The organism is Brevundimonas sp. TWP3-1-2b1 (assembly GCF_049896165.1).
Classification (GTDB): Bacteria; Pseudomonadota; Alphaproteobacteria; order Caulobacterales; family Caulobacteraceae; genus Brevundimonas; species Brevundimonas subvibrioides_B.
This window is the reverse complement of record NZ_JAFCTT010000003.1, coordinates 70,832-88,960: the sequence shown is the minus strand read 5'-3', so window position 1 is coordinate 88,960 and position 18,129 is coordinate 70,832. Positions and strand designations below refer to the sequence as shown.

Below are 18,129 nucleotides of genomic sequence, written 5' to 3'. Positions count from 1 at the left end.
CCTCTAGAACGGGAAGAAGATCGGGATGGCGACCATGGCCGCGACCCAGGTCACCAGGTTCAGGGGCAGGCCGACGCGGACGAAGTCCATGTAGCTGTACCCGCCCATGTTGAAGACCAGCACATTGGTCTGATAGCCGAACGGCGTGGCGAAGGCGGCCGAAGCAGCCATCATGACGCAGACGAGGAAGGGGCGCGGATCCACGCCCAGGCTCTCGGCCAGCGCCACGGCGATCGGGGTGATCAGCACCGCCACCGTTGCGTTGGACAGAAGCTCGGTCGCGAACAGGGTCACGCCGTAGAGGACGATGAGAGCGCCCAGCGGCCCCATCGGACGGATCACATGGATCAGGGCGTCCGCCCCTGCGGCCGCCAGTCCGGTGACCTCGATGGCCGTGCCGACCACGACCATCCCCGCGATCAGCAGCAGGATTTCCGGTCTCAGCCCGGCATAGGCCTCCTCGGGTGTGATGACCCGGCACAGGATCAGGGCGACCGCCCCGGCGAAGGCCGAGGCCGCGATGGGCGCCCAGCCCAGCGCCGCAGACGCGATGACGAGGGCGAAGATCGCCAGCGAAATCATCGCCGGTCTCAGGCGAAACGGCTGGTCCGCCGCCCCGTACAGGGCCACGTCCCCCAGATGGGCGTCGCCCGAGCCGTCCGGCTGGTTGCGGGCTTCCCCGAAGCGCGGCAGGCCGAAGGGCAGGAGCCGACGGCGCTGGCGGGTCTTCGCCTCAGCCTCGGCGCGCCGACGGCTCTCCTCGATCATCGCGACCCGTGCAGCCTCGGCCTCGTCTTCGGCCACCGCACGGCCCAGCTGGCGCGCGCCGACGAAATAGAGCCAGAACCCCCCGGCCACGGCGATGACCAGCCCCACCGGCGTGATCTCGAACAGGCCGAAGACCGGCTGGCCCGCGTTCCGCGCCATGTCATTGACCAGCAGGTTGGTCGATGTCCCGATCAGCGTCAGCAGCCCTCCAAGGACGGTCACATGGCTGAGGGGCATGAGGAATCGCTTGGGCGACAGATGCAGGGACTTGGCGACGTCGCGGATCACGGGCGCGGCCAGCACGACGACCGGGGTGTTGTTCAGAAAGCCGCCGACGGCGCCGCACAGGCCGATGACGATCCAGATGCCCCTCGCTCCGATCCTCGCCGCCAGTTGCGTCGCCTGGCGGATCAGCAAGCCCAGAAGCCCCGACAGCTCGATGGCGTAAGCGATGACGAACAGACCGGCGAGGGCGATGACGGCCGGGCTGGCGAAGGCGCCCTGCACCTCGACCGGACGCACGACCCCGAGCAACAGCAGGACGGCGGCGGCAGACAGGGCGACGACGTCGGCGCGAAGCTTGCCATGGATCAAGACGCCGACAACGCCGACAAGCACCGCGAGGGCGGCGATCTGATCGAAGGTCATGATCCCGTGCAGACCGCTCCGGGGCGCTTGCGTCAACCTTTTTCAGGCGCTGGACCCCGAAACAGCGAAGCCGTGCTAGGCTTGCTCCATGCTCGAAGCGACCGCGTTCCTTCGCCCGTCGGCCGTCGCGCTCGTGGCGACCGCTCTTCTTCTCTCCGGATGTCAGCGGGACACGGCCGTGACTGCGCCGCCGATCGCGCCCCCGCCGGCCGAAACGGCTGAACTGCCCGTGCCGCCCGTGCCGCCCGCCCCGACCCTGGATCGCGCCGGACTGTTGCAGGCGATGGACGCGGCCGCCTCGGCCTTTGCAGCGGGCCGGCCGCCTGACGTCTCTCTGGCCGGACGACGGTTTGTCGTCCGCCAGGCCTTCGGCTGCGCGGGTGAGAGCCCGCCGCCCGTCGAGGCGGCGCCCGGAAACGGGCTGGCGGCCTGGTCGTGGGGCCCCCGGCGCGAGAGCCTGAGACTGACCCTGGCCCCCGGCGACTGGACGGATTCGCCGCTGCTGGCGGGGAGCGCCGACAGCTGGGAAGCGGCCGAGGGCTTCTGGATTTCCCGGCCATGGCTGCGAGCCGACGGTTGTCCGGGCGTCGAGGGCGATCCCCTCGCGAGCGGCCCGGTGGCGGCGCCGTCGCCCCAGTCCGTCGGTCTTGCGGCGGTGTTCGAGGAAGACGGCTCCCGACTGGGTCGCCGCAACGGCCGCGCCTACGAATTCACCGTGCGCGGCGAGGGCGACCAGGCTCCGGCCGCGCCGGTCGGCGGCTATCGGCTGGTGCTGGAAGGTCGCCTGGCTGCCTTCGCGGACGGGCGCGCCCTTCGTTGCCGGGCCGCTTCCGCCGACCAAAGGCCGGTCTGTATCGGCGCCGTTCAGCTGGATCGGGTGGCTTTCGAGACCGCCGACGGCAAGACCCTGTCGGAGTGGCGGGTCGGAGGCTGACGCCTAGGGCTGCAGCCGGTACCCGCCCGCGTCGGTCAGCAACAGGCGCGCCTGGCCGGGCTCGGGCTCGATCTTCTGGCGCAGGCGATAGATGTGGGTCTCCAGGGTGTGGGTCGTGACCCCGGCGTTGTAGCCCCAGACCTCGGTCAGCAACTCCTCGCGCGACACCGGCTTGGCCCCGGCGCGATAGAGGTATTTCAGGATATTGGTTTCCTTCTCCGTCAGCCGGATCTTCTTGCCCTTGGGATCGACCAGAATCTTGCCGGCGGGGCGGAAGGAATAGGGGCCAATCTGGAAGACGGCGTCCTCGGACTGTTCGTGGCTGCGCAAATGGGCGCGGATGCGGGCCAGAAGAACGGCGAAGCGGAAAGGCTTGGTCACATAGTCGTTGGCCCCGCTGTCGAGACCCAGAACCGTGTCGGCGTCCGAATCCTGCCCGGTCAGCATGATGACGGGGGTCGAGACGCCGTCCTTGCGCAACAGGCGGCAGGCCTCCCGGCCGTCCATGTCGGGCAGGTCGACGTCGAGCAGGATCAGGTCGGCGCGGATCTCTCGGCCCAGGCGCAGGCCCTCGGTGGCGGTCGAGGCCTGGACGGTCTTGAACTCCTCATGCAGCGCCAGCTGCTCGGCCAGGGCCTCGCGCAGGTCGTCGTCGTCGTCGATGATGAGCAGGGTCTTGGCTGGGGGCATCTGTCTAGAATGGCGAGGCTGGAGCCAAACGCCAAGGCGGCGGCTGAATTTGGCGCGGAATCAGCGACTAGAGGGCGCGAAAGCCGGGTTTCGTTCCCCGAACAACGCCGATCCGACCCGCACGTGAGTCGCACCCAGCCGGATCGCGGCCTCGTAATCGGCGCTCATCCCCATGGACAGGACGCCCAGGCCGTTGCGGCCGGCGATCCGGGCCAGCAATGCGAAATGCAGGATCGGTTCCTCGTCGGCGGGCGGAATGGCCATCAGTCCCTCGACGATCAATCCCTGGGCGCGGGCGGCGGCGATCAGGGCATCGGCGTCGCGGGGGGCGACTCCCGCCTTCTGGTCCTCCTCGCCGGTGTTGATCTGGACCAGCAGGCGGGGTGAGCGGCCGATCTTCTGCGAGGCCGAGGCCAGGGCGCCGATCAGTTTCGGCCGGTCCAGGGTCTCGATGACGTCGAACAGGGCGACGGCGTCCTCGGCCTTGTTGGACTGGAGGGGGCCGATCAGGCGAAGCTCGAGGTCGGGCAGGGCGGACCGGCGATCGGTCCAGCGGCCCTGCGCCTCCTGCACCCGGTTCTCGCCGAAGACGCGCAGCCCCGAGTCGAGGGCGGCCTTGATGGCCTCGTCCGGCTGGGTCTTGGACACGGCGGTCAGGGTGATCGCGGCCGGATCGCGGCCCGCAGCCCTGGTGGCCGCCGCCATGCGCGCCCGGATCGTCGCCAGACGCGCGGCAAAGGTGTCGTCTGTAGACGGGGGCGTCGAAGCGGGGGATGAGGCGACCATGGACGTGCCGGATATGACGGAAGACGGAGCCCGATTGTGGGCCATGGCTCAGGCTCTAGCCCGCGACGCCGACATTGTCAGGAGCGGCGGGCGGTCGCGTGTCCCGCCGATGCTGCTGTTCACCGACCCGGAACGGACGCCGAGGCCCTGGGAGATCGCGGCGCGGATGCCGGCGGGATCGGGCGTCGTCTATCGGTCGTTCGGCGCGGCGGACGCGATCGAGACGGCGGAGCGGCTGCGCACCGCCACCCGGGAGCGTGGCATGAGCCTGCTGATCGGACTGGACGCCGGGCTGGCGGACCGGGTCGGCGCCGACGGCCTGCATCTGCCGGAACGGGCGATCCCGGCGGCCTATGCCCTGTCGGGGCGGCGGCCGGACTGGATTCTGACCGGGGCGGTGCATTCGGTCGAGGCGGCGCTGGCCGCGCGGGATCTGGACGCGGTGGTGCTGTCGCCGATCTTCCCGGCGGGCGGGGAGTCCTCTGCGAAACCCGCTCTCGGCCGGAATTCCCTGGCCTGCGCCTCGGAGGGCCGGACGCGAGTCATTGCGCTCGGCGGGATCACGGCCGGAAATGCAGGCGGATTGCAGGGATCGGGCGTCTACGGACTGGCGGCGATCGGCGGCATCGCCGGGCCGTTCGGGCCCTAGAAGCGGAACAGGGTTTCCAGTCGCACGCGCGGCTGGGCGCGGCGGTCGGTCTCGGGCGCACGGGCCGGGTCCTGCTCGGGCGTGGCCAGGCCGGCGGCGGCGCCGACGCGCAGGCGCGGCGACAGGCGATAGTAGGCGCCGGCTTCGACGTCGCCCCATTCGGCTTCGCGGCCGACAGGCTGGTTCAGGTTGAAGTCGAAGCCCCAGCGGCCGTTCTCGTTCCAGCGCAGGCCGCGACGCGGTGCGGCGGGAGTCGAACGCTGGGCATTGGACGCTTCGGCCAGGGTCACGGCCGGCGCGCGCGACCGCGATTGCGCGGACGCTTCGCCCGCGACGCCGAGAAGGGCGACGAGACCGACAGAGGCAGCGATGACTGCAGCGAAACGCATTTCCAACCCTTCGACCCGGCGTTTCTCGCCGGACCCTTGTTCCTGAACCCGGTGTTTCCACCGAGGACCCGTCGATTAGACACCGGTAGTCCGCCCGGTCAACGCAACGAGGCCGAACCAACCCGGTTCCACAGACTCTTGCATCCGCCTGTGGCGCAAGCGTCACGTGAAGACGGCGGCAAGGTGTTCGCCGGGCCGGGGAATCGCTCCACAGACCCAATCTGGATCGAAGCGTCTCGTCCGGACGGCTGGACCGGTCCGGATTGCCTTGTCATCGCCCCTTTTGGGCGTGTTATAGAGCCGAGCTTGGCGAACGGTCGGGACCGTTGCGCTCTTGCGCCCGCCGCCCGCATCGGGAACACGGCGGGTCAGCACCCGAGGGAGACGACGTTCGATGGGTTTTGTTCGCGGCAAGACGGTCCTGGCGACCACGCTGGTTGTCACCGGCGGTCTGCTCCTCTCCGCCTGCGGCGGCCTGCCTTTCATGGGCGGAAGCTCGACTCCTCGCGCCACGACAGCGCAGCACGGCATCGGCGTGAACGCCTATCTGTGGCGCGCCACTCTCGACACCCTCAGCTTCATGCCTCTGCTGACCGCCGATCCGTGGGGCGGCGTCGTGAACTATGACTGGTACGTCAATCCGCAGACGCCGAACGAGCGTTTCAAGGCGACCGTCTTCATCCTCGACACCCGCCTGCGCGCCGACGCCCTGAACGTGACGGTGACCAAGGAAGTCCGCAGCGCCGGTGGCGACTGGACCGCCTCGCCCGTGGCCGCCCAGACCGAGGCCGACCTGGAAAACGCGATCCTGACCAAGGCGCGCCAGCTCAACCTGTCGAACGCGGGCTAAAGCCCGCTCATTTCTTTTGGGCGCTACCGCCCTTCGGGCTACTTGAGCGCGGGGGACTTCGCCCCTCGCCCTCAGGATTCCCGTGTCTTCGACTCCGACCCGTTACGACCCCAAGACCGCAGAGCCGCGCCAGCAGGCGCGCTGGGCCGATGCTGACGCCTTCGTCACCAGGGATACGGGTCGCCCGAAATACTATGTCCTTGAAATGTTTCCCTATCCGTCGGGGAACATCCACATGGGGCACGCCCGCAACTATGTGATGGGCGACGTCGTGGCGCGTCACAAGCGGGCCCAGGGCTTCGATGTCCTGCACCCGATGGGCTGGGACGCCTTCGGCATGCCGGCCGAGAACGCGGCCATGGAGCGCGGCATCCACCCCAAGGGCTGGACCTACGACAACATCGCCTCGATGCGCGCCCAGCTGAAGCTGCTGGGCCTGTCGCTGGACTGGTCGCGCGAATTCGCCACCTGCGACCCGGAATATTACGGCAAGCAGCAGGCCTGGTTCCTGGAACTGTATCGGCGCGGCCTGGTCTATCGCAAGGACGGCGTCGTCAACTGGGACCCCGTCGACAACACTGTCCTGGCCAATGAACAGGTCATCGACGGCAAGGGCTGGCGCTCGGGCGCGGTGGTCGAGAAGCGCAAGCTGAACCAGTGGTTCCTGCGCATCACCGACTATGCCGACGACCTGATCGACGGGCTCAAGGACCTCGACCGCTGGCCCGACAAGGTCCGGCTGATGCAGGAAAACTGGATCGGCCGGTCCAAGGGCCTGCAGATGACGTGGACATGGGCCGGGGAGGCTCCGGCCGCCTCGCCGGACGGTCTGGAAATCTACACCACCCGCCCCGACACCCTGTTCGGCGCCTCCTTCATGGGCATCGCGCCCGACCATCCGATCGCCAGGGCCATGGCCGAGGCCGATCCGAAGGTCGCCGCCTTCGTCGCCGAGTGCCGCGCAGGCGGGACCTCCACCGCCGACATCGAACAGGCCGAAAAGATCGGCTGGGACACCGGCCTGAAGGTCGTCCACCCGTTCGACGGGCATGAGGTCTCGGTCTGGATCGCCAACTTCATCCTGTCGGAATACGGCACGGGCGCCATCTTCGGCTGCCCTGCCCACGACCAGCGCGACCTGGATTTCGCCCGCAAATATCTGCTGCCCGTCCTGGCCGTGGTGAAGCCGGACGGCGCGGGCGATGATTTCGCGGTGGAGACCGAGGCCTATACGGGCCCGGGCGCCCTGTTCCACTCCGACTTCCTCGATGGCCTGTCGATCGAGGACGCCAAGGCGGCCGCCATCGCCCGGATCGAGGCGGCCGGCATGGGCAAGGGCGCAACCATCTATCGCCTGCGCGACTGGGGCGTCTCGCGGCAGCGCTACTGGGGCTGCCCCATCCCCATGGTCCATTGCCCGTCCTGCGGCGTGGTCGAGGTTCCCGCCGATCAGCTGCCGGTGGTCCTGCCCGACGACGTGACTTTCGACGTGCCCGGCAATCCGCTGGACCGCCACCCGACCTGGAAACACGTCAGATGCCCGTCCTGCGGCACGGACGCGACGCGCGAGACCGACACGCTCGACACCTTCGTCGATTCCAGCTGGTATTTCGCCCGCTTCACCGACCCGACGGCGGCCGAACCGATCAACAAGGACGCCGCCGATCGCTGGCTGGCCGTCGACCAGTATATCGGCGGGGTCGAACACGCGGTCCTGCACCTGCTCTACGCCCGGTTCATCACCCGCGCCCTGTCCGACGCCGGCATGCTGTCGGTGAAGGAGCCCTTCGCCGGCCTGTTCACCCAGGGGATGGTGGTCCACGAGACCTACAAGTCCAGGAACGGAAACTGGCTGGCGCCCGACGAGGTCGAGAAGCGCGACGGCGTCTGGGTCGATCGCGAACTGGGTCAGCCAGTGGTCGTCGGCGACGTCGAGAAGATGTCGAAATCGAAGAAGAACGTCGTCGCGCCCCAGGAAATCCTGGATTCGCACGGCGTCGACGCCGGCCGCCTGTTCGTCCTGTCCGACAGCCCGCCCGAGCGCGACGTGCAGTGGACCCCCGGCGGCGTCGAGGGCGCCAGCCGCTTTGTCCAGCGGGTCTGGACCCTGTTCGACAGCTTCGAAGCCGACACAGCCGGTGATCCGGCCGCCGACGCCCTGCTGCTCAAGGAAACACACAAGGCCATCAAGGCCGTGTCCGAAGGCGTCGAAGGCTTCCGCTTCAACTCCGCCATCGCCAAGCTCTACGCCTTCGTGGCCACGATCCGCGACCACGACGGCGCGTCAGGCAGGGCGCGGCGCGAGGCTCTATCGGCCCTGGCCCGTCTTGTCGCCCCCTTCACCCCGCACGTCGCCGAGGAGGGTTGGACCCGTCTGGGCGAGACCGGCATGGTTCTCGACGCCCCCTGGCCCGTGTTCGATCCGGCCCTCGCCGCTGATGACGAGGTCGTGCTGCCCATCCAGATCAACGGCAAGCGCCGCGGCGAGATCACGATGCCGCGCGGGGCCGACGCCAGGGCGGTCGAGGCCCAGGCGCTCGCCAATCCGGCGGTTCAGGCCTATCTGGAAGCCAACTCGCAATCGATCCGCAAGGTGATCGTCGTGCCCGATCGCATCGTCAACCTGGTGGCCGGCTAGATGTCGGTCCGCAGCCTGTCAGCGCTGGCGGCCGCCTCCCTGCTCCTGGCCGGGTGCGGATTCACGCCACTGTACGGGGATACGGGCGGATCGCCGTCGTTGAGCCGGATCGCCGTGACGACCCAGGACGACCGGCTGGGATACCGCCTGCGCGAGCAGCTGGAGGACGCTCTCGGCTGGAACCGCAACGCCGCGCCCCTGTATCGGCTGGAGACGGTCGTTCAGCAGAACCGTCGTCCGCTGGGCCGCCGGATCGACGACACCGCCACCCGTTATGAGCTGACCGTGCGCGCGGCCTGGACCCTGACGCCCGTCGCGGGCGGCGCGGCCCTGACCGGGACCGAGGCCGTCACCACCACCTACGCCGCCGCCGACCAGCCCTATGCCGCCATCGCGGCCCAGCAGGACGGCGAGGACCGCGCCGCCTCCGAACTGGCCCGGCTGATCCGGGTCGACCTGATGCGGGCTCTCTCCGCCCCATGATCCTCGCCCCATGATCCTCGCCAAGCGGCCCGAGGTCGACCGCTTCCTGGCGAAGCCGGACGCCGGGATCCGCGCCGCCGTCATCCACGGCAAGGACCGCTCCGGCGTCGCCGAGCGCGCAGAGATCCTGTGCCGGGCCGTCACCCCCGATCTGAACGACCCGTTCAACGTCACCCTGCTGACCGACAGCGACATCGACGGCGACGAGGCCCGACTGGAAGAGGCCCTGACCGCCCTGTCGATGATCGGCGGACGCAGGCTGGTCCGCGTGCGGCTGGGGTCGGAGAAGGCCTCGATCGACAAGATGCTGGCGGCAGCGCTCAAAATCCATGCCGACGGCGGCTACAATCCCGACTGCATGCTGGTGGTCGAGGCCGGGGCCCTGGGCCGCGATTCCGCCCTGCGCAAGGCGGCCGAGGCCGGCAAGGGTTCGGTCGGCATCGCCGTCTACGAGGATGAGGCCGGCGACATCGCCCGCATGACGCGCGAAGCTCTCGCCGTCGACAAGGTGGGCCTGACCACAGACGCCCTGGCCGCCTTCGTCGCCCGCCTGCCCCGCGAGCGCGGGCTGATGCGCCAGGAGATCGAGCGACTGGCCCTGTATGTCGGTCCGGGATCGGGACGGACCATCGATGTCGAGGAGCTGGAGGCGCATCTGGGCGTGGAAGCGGACGCTTCGCTCGCCGATGCGGCGCTGCAGGCCTTCGGCGGACGCCCCGCTCCGGCGCAAGGCGGGCTGAGACGCGCCCTGGCCGAAGGCGAAAGCGCGGTCATGGCGGTGCGCTGCGCGTCGATCCATCTCGGCAAGCTGCGCCGGATCAATGTGCTTCAAGGCTCGGGCGCCGGGGCCAAGGAGGCCGCCAAGGCCGCCGGCGTGTTCTGGAAACAGGAGGCCGAGATGCTGCGTCAGGCCCGCGCCTGGAGGCTGGAAGAGCTCGACGTCGTGCAGGACAGCGTCAACACCGCCGATGTGGCGACGAAGACGACGGGGATGCCCGAGCATCTGATTGCCGAACGACTCCTGCTGGAGATCGCTGCGAGAGCCCGCAGACTGGGGCTGTAATCCGTCTCCTCCCTGTTCGCCGCTTGGCGAATGGGGAGGTGGCGCGGCGCTTCTTCAGCGCCGTGACGGAAAGGGCGAGGTGATTTTTGAGGAGGGCTGGCGCGTACTTGCCCGGCAAGACCCGATCACCCCCTCCGTCAGCTCGCAAAGGGCTCGCTGCCACCTCCCCATCCTTCGGACGGGGAGGAGAGGTTCAGGCAACAGTCTTTGCCGAAATTGCAGTCATCCGCACCAATGGCTGTAGCCATCGTCGTCGACATCGTCCGATTTCGCATTCCTAGCGTAGTCGAAATCACCTCGAACGAACCGCACTGCAGTTCGCTCGGCATTGACCGCAATCAGCCCCGCTTCGACGCCTTGCGGAAGGCGGGCTTGGCCAGGGCGGCGCTCTTGGCGGCAGCGGCGCGTTCCTCGCCCTTGCCGCCGTTCATGGCGGCGTGGCCGGGCGTAGCGGCCTTCTTGGCGGCGAGGACGCGTTTCAGGGCTTCAGAGGCGGTTTCAGGCGTGTCGGTCATGACCCCACCCTAGCACGCTCGCGCAGTCAGGCGCGCATCAACCGGCGACAGAGGTCGTCCAGCTGTTCCAGGCTGGCGTAGGACAGGGTCAGTTCGCCCTTCCCGCCCCTGTCGGCCAGCGCGATCCTGACGCCCAGGGCATCGGCCAGATCCTGTTCCAGGGCGGCGATGTCGGGCGATGCGGACGCCTGGTCTGCCGAGCTCTTCCCCGCCTTCGGCTTCTGCTCGTCCTGCGACTTGCGGGCCAGAGCCTCGGTCTGGCGGACGTTCAGCCCCTGGGCGACGACCTGATCGGCCAGCGTATCCGGGTCCCTGGCCGTCAGCAGGGCGCGGGCGTGACCGGCGGACAGGCGGCCGTCCAGCACGTGCCCGCGGGCGCCGGGGCTCAGCTGCGTCAGGCGCAGGGTGTTGGCCACATGGCTGCGCGACTTGCCGACGATGCCGGCGACCGCGTCCTGGGTGCGGCCGAACCGCTCCATCAACACGCCATAGGCCGCGGCCTCCTCCAGCGGGTTGAGGTCGGCGCGCTGGACGTTCTCGATAATGGCGACTTCCAGCACCTCGAGGTCGTCCATCTCGCGGATGATGACCGGCACCTCGGTCAGGCGCGCGCCCTGGGCCGCGCGCCAGCGGCGCTCGCCGGCGATAATCTGCCAGACGCCGTCCTCGCCGGGCTGCTGACGCACCAGAATCGGCTGCAGCACGCCCTTGTCGCGGATCGACTGGGTCAGTTCGTCGTGGTCCGCCTTGGTGAACTGCTTGCGCGGCTGATCAGGGTTGGGCTTCAGGCTCTCGATCGGGACCGACAGCACGCCGGTCGGCAGAACTGCGCCCGACGCGACCGGCACAGCCTCATTGATCGACTCGCCCATCAGGGCGGACAGGCCGCGGCCCAGACCTCTTTGACGTTCAGACAAACTCTTGATTCCGTATGATGATCAGGCGGCGAGGCGGCGGCGTTCGCGACCGACAACTTCTTTGGCGAGCTTCAGATAGGCCTGGCTGCCCGTGCATTTCAGATCGTAGATCAGAACGGGTTTTCCGAAGGACGGCGCCTCGGACACCCGCACGTTCCGGGGGATGACCGCGTCATAGACCTTGTCCCCGAAGTGGCTCCGAACGTCCGCAGCCACCTGTCCCGAGAGGGCGTTGCGGCGGTCATACATGGTCAGGACCAGACCCTGGATTTCGAGCGTCGGATTCAATGATTGACGGACCATCTCGATCGTCTTCATCAACTGCGTCAACCCTTCGAGGGCGAAGAACTCGCACTGCAGCGGGACCAGAACCCCGTCGGCGGCGGCCATGGCGTTGAGCGTCAACAGGTTCAATGACGGCGGGCAGTCGATCAGCACATAGTCATACCCGGTATGGCCCTCCCCGCCCTGTCCCGCGAGCGCGTCGCGCAGGCGGTAGGAGCGGCGATCGGCCTGGCCGAGCTCGATCTCGACGCCCGACATGTCGGCGTCGGCGGGAATGATGTCCAGGCCCGGCACGGCCGTCGGTACGGCCGCATCATGGACGGACCGACCGTCGACGATCACGTCATAGATGGTGATCCGGCGTGTTTCACGTGGAACGCCCAGACCCGTGGAGGCATTGCCCTGGGGATCCATGTCGACAATCAGCACCTTCTCGCCAATAGCGGCCAGCGCCGTGCCCAGATTGATCGCGGTCGTCGTCTTGCCCACCCCGCCCTTCTGGTTGGACACGGCGAGGACGCGCGGAGCCTTCTTCGGGCCAGAGCCTGGGACGGACTTGGTCATACTAACCACGTTGCTGATTTCCACGGGGGCGAAGGCTCCGGACGGTAACGATGCGGCCCCCCGGATCGCTGCGCGAGACCGAAAGCTCGGCCTCGACATGCCAGGACTTGGAGGCCGCCTGCAACTCCGCCTCGGCCTTCTCTCCCTTGAGAAACAAACCTTGTGCACCGCGAGACAGATAGGGCTGTGCATAACCCAGCAGCTTTTCCATCGGCGCCACGGCGCGCGCGGTGACGACATCGACCTTGAGCGCCTGTTCCTCGGCCCGACCCCAGACGACGGTCGCCGGCAGGGCCAGTTCGTCCACGATGGTCTGCAGGAAGCGGCAGCGCTTCTGCAGGGAATCGATCAGCCAGATGTGGGCGTCCGGCCGCCCCTTCAAGAGGATGGCCAGCACGACGCCGGGAAACCCTGCGCCCGCACCCAGGTCCGCCCAGGTCCGCGCGAAACCAGCGAGATCAAGGAGTTGGGCCGAGTCCCAGGCGTGCCGGTTCCAGAAGTCAGGCAGACTGTCCGGCCCGACCAGGTTCATGACCGCGTTGGCCTCGGTCAGCATGACCCGAAACCGTTCGAGATCGGCCATCCGTTCCGGCCAGGCGCCGGTCGCCTTCTGGAATTCCTCGGCAGTCATCAGGCGGCGACCGCCGCTTTTTTTACATGGGACAGCAGGGCCGTGAGCGCACCGGGGGTCACGCCCTCGATGCGGCCCGCCTGGCCCAGGGTCCGCGGCAGGACCAGCGACAGCTTCTCGCGGACCTCGTGCGAAAGGCCGCCGATCGCCGCATAGTCGAGGTTGGCCGGAAGCATCAGGGCCTCCTCGCGGCGCAGGGCCTCGGCGTCGGCGGTCTGACGATCCAGATAGCCGGCATAGCCCGCGTCGATCTCGACCTGTTCGCGCACGGCCGGGCTCCAGTCGCCGATGACGGGGTAGGCCGCCGCGAAGGCGGACAGATCGACGCCCGGATAGGCCAGCAGATCGCGCATCGATCGGCGCTGGCCGTCCGCATTGACGGCGATGCCGAGGGCCTGGGCCTCGTTGGGCGTGAACCGGGTCTCGCGAACGAGCCGTGTGGCATCGGCCAGGGCCGCGGCCTTGATCCCGAAGGCGCGCCGACGCTCCGAAGAGACGATTCCGGCCTCAATGCCGAGCGGGGTCAACCGTTGATCGGCGTTGTCGGCGCGGAGAGTCAACCTGTACTCGGCGCGGCTGGTGAACATCCGGTAGGGCTCGGTCACCCCACGCGTGACCAGATCGTCGATCATGACGCCGATATAGGCCTGGTCCCGCCCCAGCACGATTTCCGGGGATCCGGCGGCGGCGCGGGCGGCGTTGAGGCCGGCAATCAACCCTTGAGCGCCTGCCTCCTCATACCCGGTCGTACCGTTGATCTGACCGGCCAGATAGAGGCCCGGACGACGCTTGACCTCCAGCGCCGGGGTCAGTTCGCGCGGATCGACATAATCGTACTCGATCGCATAGCCGAAGCGGAACACCTCGACCTTTTCCAGCCCCGGCATGGTGCGCAGGAAGGCGGTCTGCGTCCCCGGCGAGACCGAGGTGGAGATGCCGTTGGGATAGACGGTCGGATCGTCCAGGCCCTCGGGCTCCAGGAAGACCTGGTGGGAGGTCTTGTCGGCGAAGCGGACCACCTTGTCTTCGATCGAGGGGCAATAGCGCGGACCGACCCCGGTCAGCTTGCCGCCATAGACGGCGCTTTCGCCGAGATTGGCGGCGATGATGGCGTGGGTCTCTTCGGTCGTATGGGTGATGCCGCAGGCGATCTGGGGCACGTCGATCCGGTCGGTCAGGAAGCTGAACGGCACGGGCTCGGCATCGGCCGCCTGCATCTCGAGCCGGTCCCAGGCGATGGTGCGGCCGTCGAGGCGTGCAGGCGTTCCGGTCTTCAGCCGCCCCATCTGCAGTCCGGCGCCATAGAGGTCGGCGGCAAGACCCGTTGAGGGCGCCTCGCCATGACGGCCGGCGGGAATCCGCTCGTCGCCGCGATGGATGACGCCGTTGAGGAAGGTGCCGGTCGTCAGGACCACGGCGCCCGCGCGGAGCGAGACACCCTCTCCGGTCGTAACGCCGACGACCCGGTCTCTGTCGAGGATCAGGGCCTCCGCCGTGCCGGCCATCAGGGTCAGGTTGGGGTAGTCGGCCAGCTCGGCCTGCATGGCCTCGCGGTACAGGCGCCGGTCGATCTGGCTGCGAGGGCCGCGCACCGCGGCGCCCTTGGAGCGGTTCAGCAGACGGAACTGGATGCCGGCCTTGTCTCCGAGCCGACCCATAAGGCCATCGAGGGCGTCGATCTCGCGGACCAGATGGCCCTTGCCCAGGCCGCCAATGGCCGGGTTGCAGCTCATCTCGCCGATCGTCTCGAGCGTCTGGGTCAGCAGCAGGGTGCGGGCGCCGGCGCGCGCGGACGCCGCGGCGGCTTCGCAGCCAGCATGGCCGCCGCCGATCACGATGACGTCGAAGGAAGAGGGGGAGCTCATGGGGCGGGACATAGGCGAGATGGGCCGAAAACGCCACTCACACATGCATGTGGCGCCAACGCTCGACGCGTGGCGTCTCCCCGCCTGAGCGGGAGGTGTTTCACGTGAAACACGCCGGGCGGCCGGCGGCCAACCTATTTGCCGATACAGAAGGTCGAGAAAACTTCGCCGAGGATCTCCTCGACCCCGACCGCACCCGTGACCCGGCCCAGAGCGTCAGCGGCCCGGCGCAGATCGTCACCCGCCAACTCAGGCGCCGTCGTCAGGTGGCTGCGCGCGGCCTGAACCATCGTCGCGGCTTCAGACACTCTGCGCCGATGGCGTTCGCGGGTTACCGCCGGAAAGTCCGCGCCGGACAGGTCCCGCGCGAGTCGGGCTGCGAGCGCATCATGGAGTTTGCGTAGACCCACTCCGGTCACTGCGCTGACGGCGATGCCCTCCCCCGAGGCCGGCGAGAGGTCGGCCTTGGTCCAGACGGTGAAATCGTCAGGCCGGACGAAGGCGGCGGCGTCCCCCTCAGGATCGCCCGGAGCCCGGACCCAAAGGCGCAGATCTGCGGCCCCCGCGCGGGCGCGGGCGCGACGGACGCCCTCGGCCTCGACCGGGTCGTCGCTGTCGCGCAGGCCAGCGGTGTCGGACAGGGTCACGGCATAGCTGCCGATGACGAGGTCGGCGTCGAGCACGTCGCGCGTCGTGCCTGCGATGGGGGTGACGATGGCGGCCTCCCGCTCGACCAGGGCGTTGAACAGGGCCGACTTGCCGGCGTTGGTCTCGCCGATCAGGACGATGCGATAGCCCTCACGCACGCGCCGTCCCCGTTCGGCGTCGGCCAGGGCGCCGTTCAGGTCGGCGGTCAGGCGATCAAGCACCGGACCGGCGGATGAGGCCAGATGGTCGGGTACGTCCTCGTCCGGGAAGTCGATCTCGGCCTCGACGAGGGCGAGGGCCGTCAGCAGGTCGCGGCGGAAACCGGCGTAGGTCTGGCTGAGGGCGCCGTCGAGCTGACCCAGAGCCTGGGCCGCCTGGGCCGAGGTCTCCGCGTCGATCAGGTCGGCGACCGCCTCGGCCTGGGCCAGATCCATGCGGCCGCTCTCGAAGGCGCGGCGGGTGAACTCTCCCGGATCGGCGGGGCGCAGGCCGAGATCGATCAGGGCGGTGGAGACGGCGTCGATGACGGCGCGGCCGCCGTGCAGGTGGAGTTCGGCGCAGTCCTCGCCGGTGTAGGAGTTCGGGCCGGGGAAGCGGAGCACGAGGGCCTGGTCGAGGATCGCGCCGCCGTGTTTCAGACTGCGCAGGGCGGCGAGGCGCGGTTTCAGATCGGGCGCGCCGAGGGCACGGAGAGCCTGATCCGTCGCCGGGCCCGAGAGGCGCAGGATGGCGATGGCGCCTCGGCCGGGTGGTGTGGCGAGAGCGAAGACGGTGTCGGTCATCGTGTTTCTCCTCCCCCGTTGGGGGAGGTGGCTCGAAGCGAAGCGGAGAGACGGAGGGGGCCCGCCCCGGTGTCGGTGTCTGCGGCCTGCCCCCCCCACCACTTCGTGGTCCCCCTCCCCCGACGGGGGAGGAGACGTTCGTTCACTTCGGCGTCGTCACCGCGGCCTGCATGAGCTGACGGAACTGGTCCTGGGCTTGGAGGCCGAAGCTGGTCCAGGTCTTCATCAGCTCTTCGGGCTGCATGGCCGACATGTTGGCGTCCATCCGCTTTTGCATCTCTGCGACGAGATGGTCGTTCAGCGGCTGGACGTCGGGCAAGCCGAGGAAATGGCGCGCCTCCGCCGGCGTACATTCGACTTCGACATTCACCTTCATCACGGTCTCCCTGTTTCACGTGAAACATCACTCTTGGTGTTCCTAGCGCCTGACGCACGGCGTCCGGCTACTTGAGGAACGGCCCTCAAGCAGCCTCGGACCGCGTCCGAGGCGTTAGGGTCCACATCAGGTGTTCATCGACTGGAAGAAGTCGGCGTTGTTCTTGGACTGACGCAGCTTGTCGAGCAGGAACTCGATCGCGTCCTGCGGGCCCATCGGGTTCAGGATCCGCCGCAGCACATAGGTCTTGGTCAGCTGGTCCTTCGGCGTGATCAGCTCTTCCTTGCGGGTGCCGGACTTGAGCACGTCGATGGCCGGGAAGATGCGCTTGTCGGCGACCTTGCGGTCCAGGACGATTTCGGAGTTGCCGGTGCCCTTGAATTCTTCGAAGATGACCTCGTCCATGCGCGAGCCGGTGTCGATCAGGGCCGTGGCGATGATGGTCAGCGAACCGCCCTCCTCGACGTTCCGCGCCGCGCCGAAGAACCGCTTGGGCCGCTGCAGGGCGTTGGCGTCGACGCCGCCGGTCAGGACCTTGCCCGACGACGGGACGGTGGCGTTGTAGGCCCGGCCCAGACGGGTGACCGAGTCCAGCAGGATGACGACGTCCTTCTTGTGCTCGACCAGGCGCTTGGCCTTCTCGATCACCATCTCGGCCACGGCGACGTGGCGGGTGGCCGGCTCGTCAAACGTCGACGCCACGACCTCGCCCTTCACCGTCCGCTGCATGTCGGTGACTTCCTCGGGGCGTTCGTCGATCAGCAGAACGATCAGCGACACCTCGGGGTGGTTGGCCTCGATCGATTTGGCGATGTTCTGTAGCATCACGGTCTTGCCGACGCGCGGCGGGGCCACGATCAGGCAACGCTGGCCCTTGCCCAGCGGCGCGACGATGTCGATGACCCGGCCCGAGCGATCGCGCAGGGTCGGGTCCTGGATTTCCATGATCAGCCGCTCGTTGGGATACAGCGGCGTCAGGTTGTCGAAATTGACCTTGGTGCGGACCGTCTCCGGGTCCTCGTAGTTGATCGTGTCGACCTTGAGCAGGGCGAAGTAGCGTTCGCCCTCGCGGGGGCCGCGCACGGCGCCGTGCACCGTGTCGCCCGAGCGCAGGCCGAAGCGGCGAATCTGGGACGGAGACACATAGATATCGTCCGGACCCGGAAGATAATTGGCGTCCGGCGAGCGCAGGAAGCCGAAGCCGTCGGGCAGCATTTCCAGCGTGCCAGAGGCGATGATCTCGACCTCCTCGTCGGCCAGGGTCTTGAGGATGGCGAACAGCAGGTCCTGCTTGCGCAGGTTGGACGCGTTCTCGATCTCCAACTGTTCAGCGAAGGCGACCAGCTCGACCGGGGTCTTGTCGTTCAGCTCCTGGAGCGTGATCCGGCCGGACGGCACGACGGGTTCGCCGTCCTCTTCCGCGTCATCGCCGATGTCGGCGGCCACGTCGGCGTCATTGGCCCCATCCGCCTGCGAGGTGTCCTCGGCGGTTTCAGACGTCAGGCCCTCGAGCGCTTCGGCTTCAGGGGCTGTGGGGTCGGTGTCGCGGACGTCGGTCATGTCGGAGCTCTGGATTCACGCCGTCACGGCCCGGCGTCGAGGGACGTCTGGCGGGGACGGATGGTCCCCCGGGCTGGCCGGAGGATGA

General features: G+C 68.5%; 18 protein-coding genes. 6 read left to right on the top strand and 12 right to left on the bottom strand.

Translation table 11 applies throughout. The features are described from left to right. Positions 1-3: 3 nt before the first annotated feature. Positions 4-1,416, bottom strand: coding sequence for an SLC13 family permease (locus ACP7AB_RS03905; RefSeq protein WP_425990333.1), 1,413 nt, complete (start codon positions 1,414-1,416; stop codon positions 4-6). A 178-nt stretch (positions 1,417-1,594) separates the two neighbouring features. Here ACP7AB_RS03905 and ACP7AB_RS03900 point away from each other — a divergent pair, with 178 nt between their 5' ends. Then, entirely contained in the window at positions 1,595-2,350 is a 756-nt protein-coding gene (locus ACP7AB_RS03900) for a hypothetical protein (protein ID WP_425990335.1), read from the top strand. A gap of 3 nt (positions 2,351-2,353) precedes the next feature. Here the strand turns inward: ACP7AB_RS03900 and ACP7AB_RS03895 are convergent, their stop codons facing one another. Beyond that, positions 2,354-3,040: a response regulator transcription factor gene (locus tag ACP7AB_RS03895; protein ID WP_303694776.1), complete on the bottom strand. Its 687-nt coding sequence runs from the start codon at positions 3,038-3,040 to the stop codon at positions 2,354-2,356. 60 nt (positions 3,041-3,100) lie between these two features. After that, positions 3,101-3,826: a YggS family pyridoxal phosphate-dependent enzyme gene (locus tag ACP7AB_RS03890; protein WP_425990490.1), complete on the bottom strand. Its 726-nt coding sequence runs from the start codon at positions 3,824-3,826 to the stop codon at positions 3,101-3,103. A gap of 43 nt (positions 3,827-3,869) precedes the next feature. Between ACP7AB_RS03890 and ACP7AB_RS03885 the strand changes: the two genes are divergently transcribed. Next, positions 3,870-4,475 (top strand): thiamine phosphate synthase, encoded by a 606-nt coding sequence (locus ACP7AB_RS03885; RefSeq protein WP_425990337.1) that lies wholly within the window; start codon positions 3,870-3,872, stop codon positions 4,473-4,475. On the opposite strand, the gene ACP7AB_RS03880 is transcribed toward ACP7AB_RS03885, so the two are convergent. After that, a complete protein-coding gene (locus ACP7AB_RS03880; protein WP_425990339.1) occupies positions 4,472-4,864 on the bottom strand; it encodes an NtrZ family periplasmic regulatory protein in 393 nt (130 codons plus the stop codon). The genes ACP7AB_RS03885 and ACP7AB_RS03880 overlap by 4 nt on opposite strands. A gap of 394 nt (positions 4,865-5,258) precedes the next feature. Here ACP7AB_RS03880 and ACP7AB_RS03875 point away from each other — a divergent pair, with 394 nt between their 5' ends. From ACP7AB_RS03875 to holA, 4 genes are all read left to right on the top strand, one after another. Further along, positions 5,259-5,714, top strand: coding sequence for a DUF3576 domain-containing protein (locus ACP7AB_RS03875; RefSeq protein ID WP_425990341.1), 456 nt, complete (start codon positions 5,259-5,261; stop codon positions 5,712-5,714). Positions 5,715-5,796: 82 nt separating this feature from the next. Further along, the gene (gene leuS, locus ACP7AB_RS03870; RefSeq protein ID WP_425990343.1) at positions 5,797-8,352 is read left to right on the top strand and encodes a leucine--tRNA ligase; all 2,556 of its coding nucleotides are present in this window, start codon (positions 5,797-5,799) and stop codon (positions 8,350-8,352) included. Beyond that, positions 8,353-8,835, top strand: coding sequence for an LPS assembly lipoprotein LptE (gene lptE, locus ACP7AB_RS03865; protein ID WP_425990345.1), 483 nt, complete (start codon positions 8,353-8,355; stop codon positions 8,833-8,835). Between the two features lie 10 nt (positions 8,836-8,845). Beyond that, positions 8,846-9,898: a DNA polymerase III subunit delta gene (holA, locus tag ACP7AB_RS03860; protein ID WP_425990347.1), complete on the top strand. Its 1,053-nt coding sequence runs from the start codon at positions 8,846-8,848 to the stop codon at positions 9,896-9,898. A 338-nt stretch (positions 9,899-10,236) separates the two neighbouring features. On the opposite strand, the gene ACP7AB_RS03855 is transcribed toward holA, so the two are convergent. The 8 genes from ACP7AB_RS03855 to rho all read right to left on the bottom strand — a co-directional run bounded on the left by ACP7AB_RS03855 (position 10,237) and on the right by rho (position 18,041). Next, positions 10,237-10,413 carry a hypothetical protein gene (locus tag ACP7AB_RS03855; RefSeq protein WP_425990349.1) on the bottom strand — a complete coding sequence of 59 codons (177 nt, stop codon included), beginning with the start codon at positions 10,411-10,413 and terminating at the stop codon, positions 10,237-10,239. Positions 10,414-10,439: 26 nt separating this feature from the next. After that, entirely contained in the window at positions 10,440-11,330 is an 891-nt protein-coding gene (locus ACP7AB_RS03850; protein WP_425990351.1) for a ParB/RepB/Spo0J family partition protein, read from the bottom strand. Positions 11,331-11,351: 21 nt separating this feature from the next. Then, positions 11,352-12,179: a ParA family protein gene (locus ACP7AB_RS03845; protein ID WP_426046101.1), complete on the bottom strand. Its 828-nt coding sequence runs from the start codon at positions 12,177-12,179 to the stop codon at positions 11,352-11,354. Position 12,180: 1 nt separating this feature from the next. Continuing rightward, positions 12,181-12,810, bottom strand: a complete 630-nt coding sequence (gene rsmG, locus ACP7AB_RS03840; protein ID WP_425990355.1) for a 16S rRNA (guanine(527)-N(7))-methyltransferase RsmG — start codon at positions 12,808-12,810, stop codon at positions 12,181-12,183. Further along, positions 12,810-14,675, bottom strand: a complete 1,866-nt coding sequence (gene mnmG, locus ACP7AB_RS03835) for a tRNA uridine-5-carboxymethylaminomethyl(34) synthesis enzyme MnmG (RefSeq protein WP_425990357.1) — start codon at positions 14,673-14,675, stop codon at positions 12,810-12,812. Before mnmG ends, rsmG begins: the two co-directional genes overlap by 1 nt. 134 nt (positions 14,676-14,809) lie before the next feature. Further along, positions 14,810-16,105, bottom strand: coding sequence for a tRNA uridine-5-carboxymethylaminomethyl(34) synthesis GTPase MnmE (gene mnmE, locus ACP7AB_RS03830; RefSeq protein ID WP_425990359.1), 1,296 nt, complete (start codon positions 16,103-16,105; stop codon positions 14,810-14,812). A gap of 142 nt (positions 16,106-16,247) precedes the next feature. After that, positions 16,248-16,481, bottom strand: coding sequence for a DUF6489 family protein (locus ACP7AB_RS03825; protein WP_303694792.1), 234 nt, complete (start codon positions 16,479-16,481; stop codon positions 16,248-16,250). Positions 16,482-16,607: 126 nt separating this feature from the next. Further along, positions 16,608-18,041 carry a transcription termination factor Rho gene (gene rho / locus ACP7AB_RS03820; protein WP_425990361.1) on the bottom strand — a complete coding sequence of 478 codons (1,434 nt, stop codon included), beginning with the start codon at positions 18,039-18,041 and terminating at the stop codon, positions 16,608-16,610. Positions 18,042-18,129: the final 88 nt, after the last annotated feature.

What these genes read in the sequence shown, in the direction of transcription:
- ACP7AB_RS03890 (WP_425990490.1), bottom strand. Translation starts at nt 3,826, where the DNA reads ATGGTCGCCTCATCCCCCGCTTCGACGCCCCCGTCTACAGACGACACC.
- ACP7AB_RS03855 (WP_425990349.1), bottom strand. Translation starts at nt 10,413, where the DNA reads ATGACCGACACGCCTGAAACCGCCTCTGAAGCCCTGAAACGCGTCCTC.
- ACP7AB_RS03880 (WP_425990339.1), bottom strand. Translation starts at nt 4,864, where the DNA reads ATGCGTTTCGCTGCAGTCATCGCTGCCTCTGTCGGTCTCGTCGCCCTT.
- mnmG (WP_425990357.1), bottom strand. Translation starts at nt 14,675, where the DNA reads ATGAGCTCCCCCTCTTCCTTCGACGTCATCGTGATCGGCGGCGGCCAT.
- ACP7AB_RS03895 (WP_303694776.1), bottom strand. Translation starts at nt 3,040, where the DNA reads ATGCCCCCAGCCAAGACCCTGCTCATCATCGACGACGACGACGACCTG.
- ACP7AB_RS03845 (WP_426046101.1), bottom strand. Translation starts at nt 12,179, where the DNA reads ATGACCAAGTCCGTCCCAGGCTCTGGCCCGAAGAAGGCTCCGCGCGTC.
- holA (WP_425990347.1), top strand. Translation starts at nt 8,846, where the DNA reads ATGATCCTCGCCAAGCGGCCCGAGGTCGACCGCTTCCTGGCGAAGCCG.
- lptE (WP_425990345.1), top strand. Translation starts at nt 8,353, where the DNA reads ATGTCGGTCCGCAGCCTGTCAGCGCTGGCGGCCGCCTCCCTGCTCCTG.
- rsmG (WP_425990355.1), bottom strand. Translation starts at nt 12,810, where the DNA reads ATGACTGCCGAGGAATTCCAGAAGGCGACCGGCGCCTGGCCGGAACGG.
- ACP7AB_RS03825 (WP_303694792.1), bottom strand. Translation starts at nt 16,481, where the DNA reads ATGAAGGTGAATGTCGAAGTCGAATGTACGCCGGCGGAGGCGCGCCAT.
- ACP7AB_RS03875 (WP_425990341.1), top strand. Translation starts at nt 5,259, where the DNA reads ATGGGTTTTGTTCGCGGCAAGACGGTCCTGGCGACCACGCTGGTTGTC.
- rho (WP_425990361.1), bottom strand. Translation starts at nt 18,041, where the DNA reads ATGACCGACGTCCGCGACACCGACCCCACAGCCCCTGAAGCCGAAGCG.
- mnmE (WP_425990359.1), bottom strand. Translation starts at nt 16,105, where the DNA reads ATGACCGACACCGTCTTCGCTCTCGCCACACCACCCGGCCGAGGCGCC.
- ACP7AB_RS03905 (WP_425990333.1), bottom strand. Translation starts at nt 1,416, where the DNA reads ATGACCTTCGATCAGATCGCCGCCCTCGCGGTGCTTGTCGGCGTTGTC.
- ACP7AB_RS03885 (WP_425990337.1), top strand. Translation starts at nt 3,870, where the DNA reads ATGGCTCAGGCTCTAGCCCGCGACGCCGACATTGTCAGGAGCGGCGGG.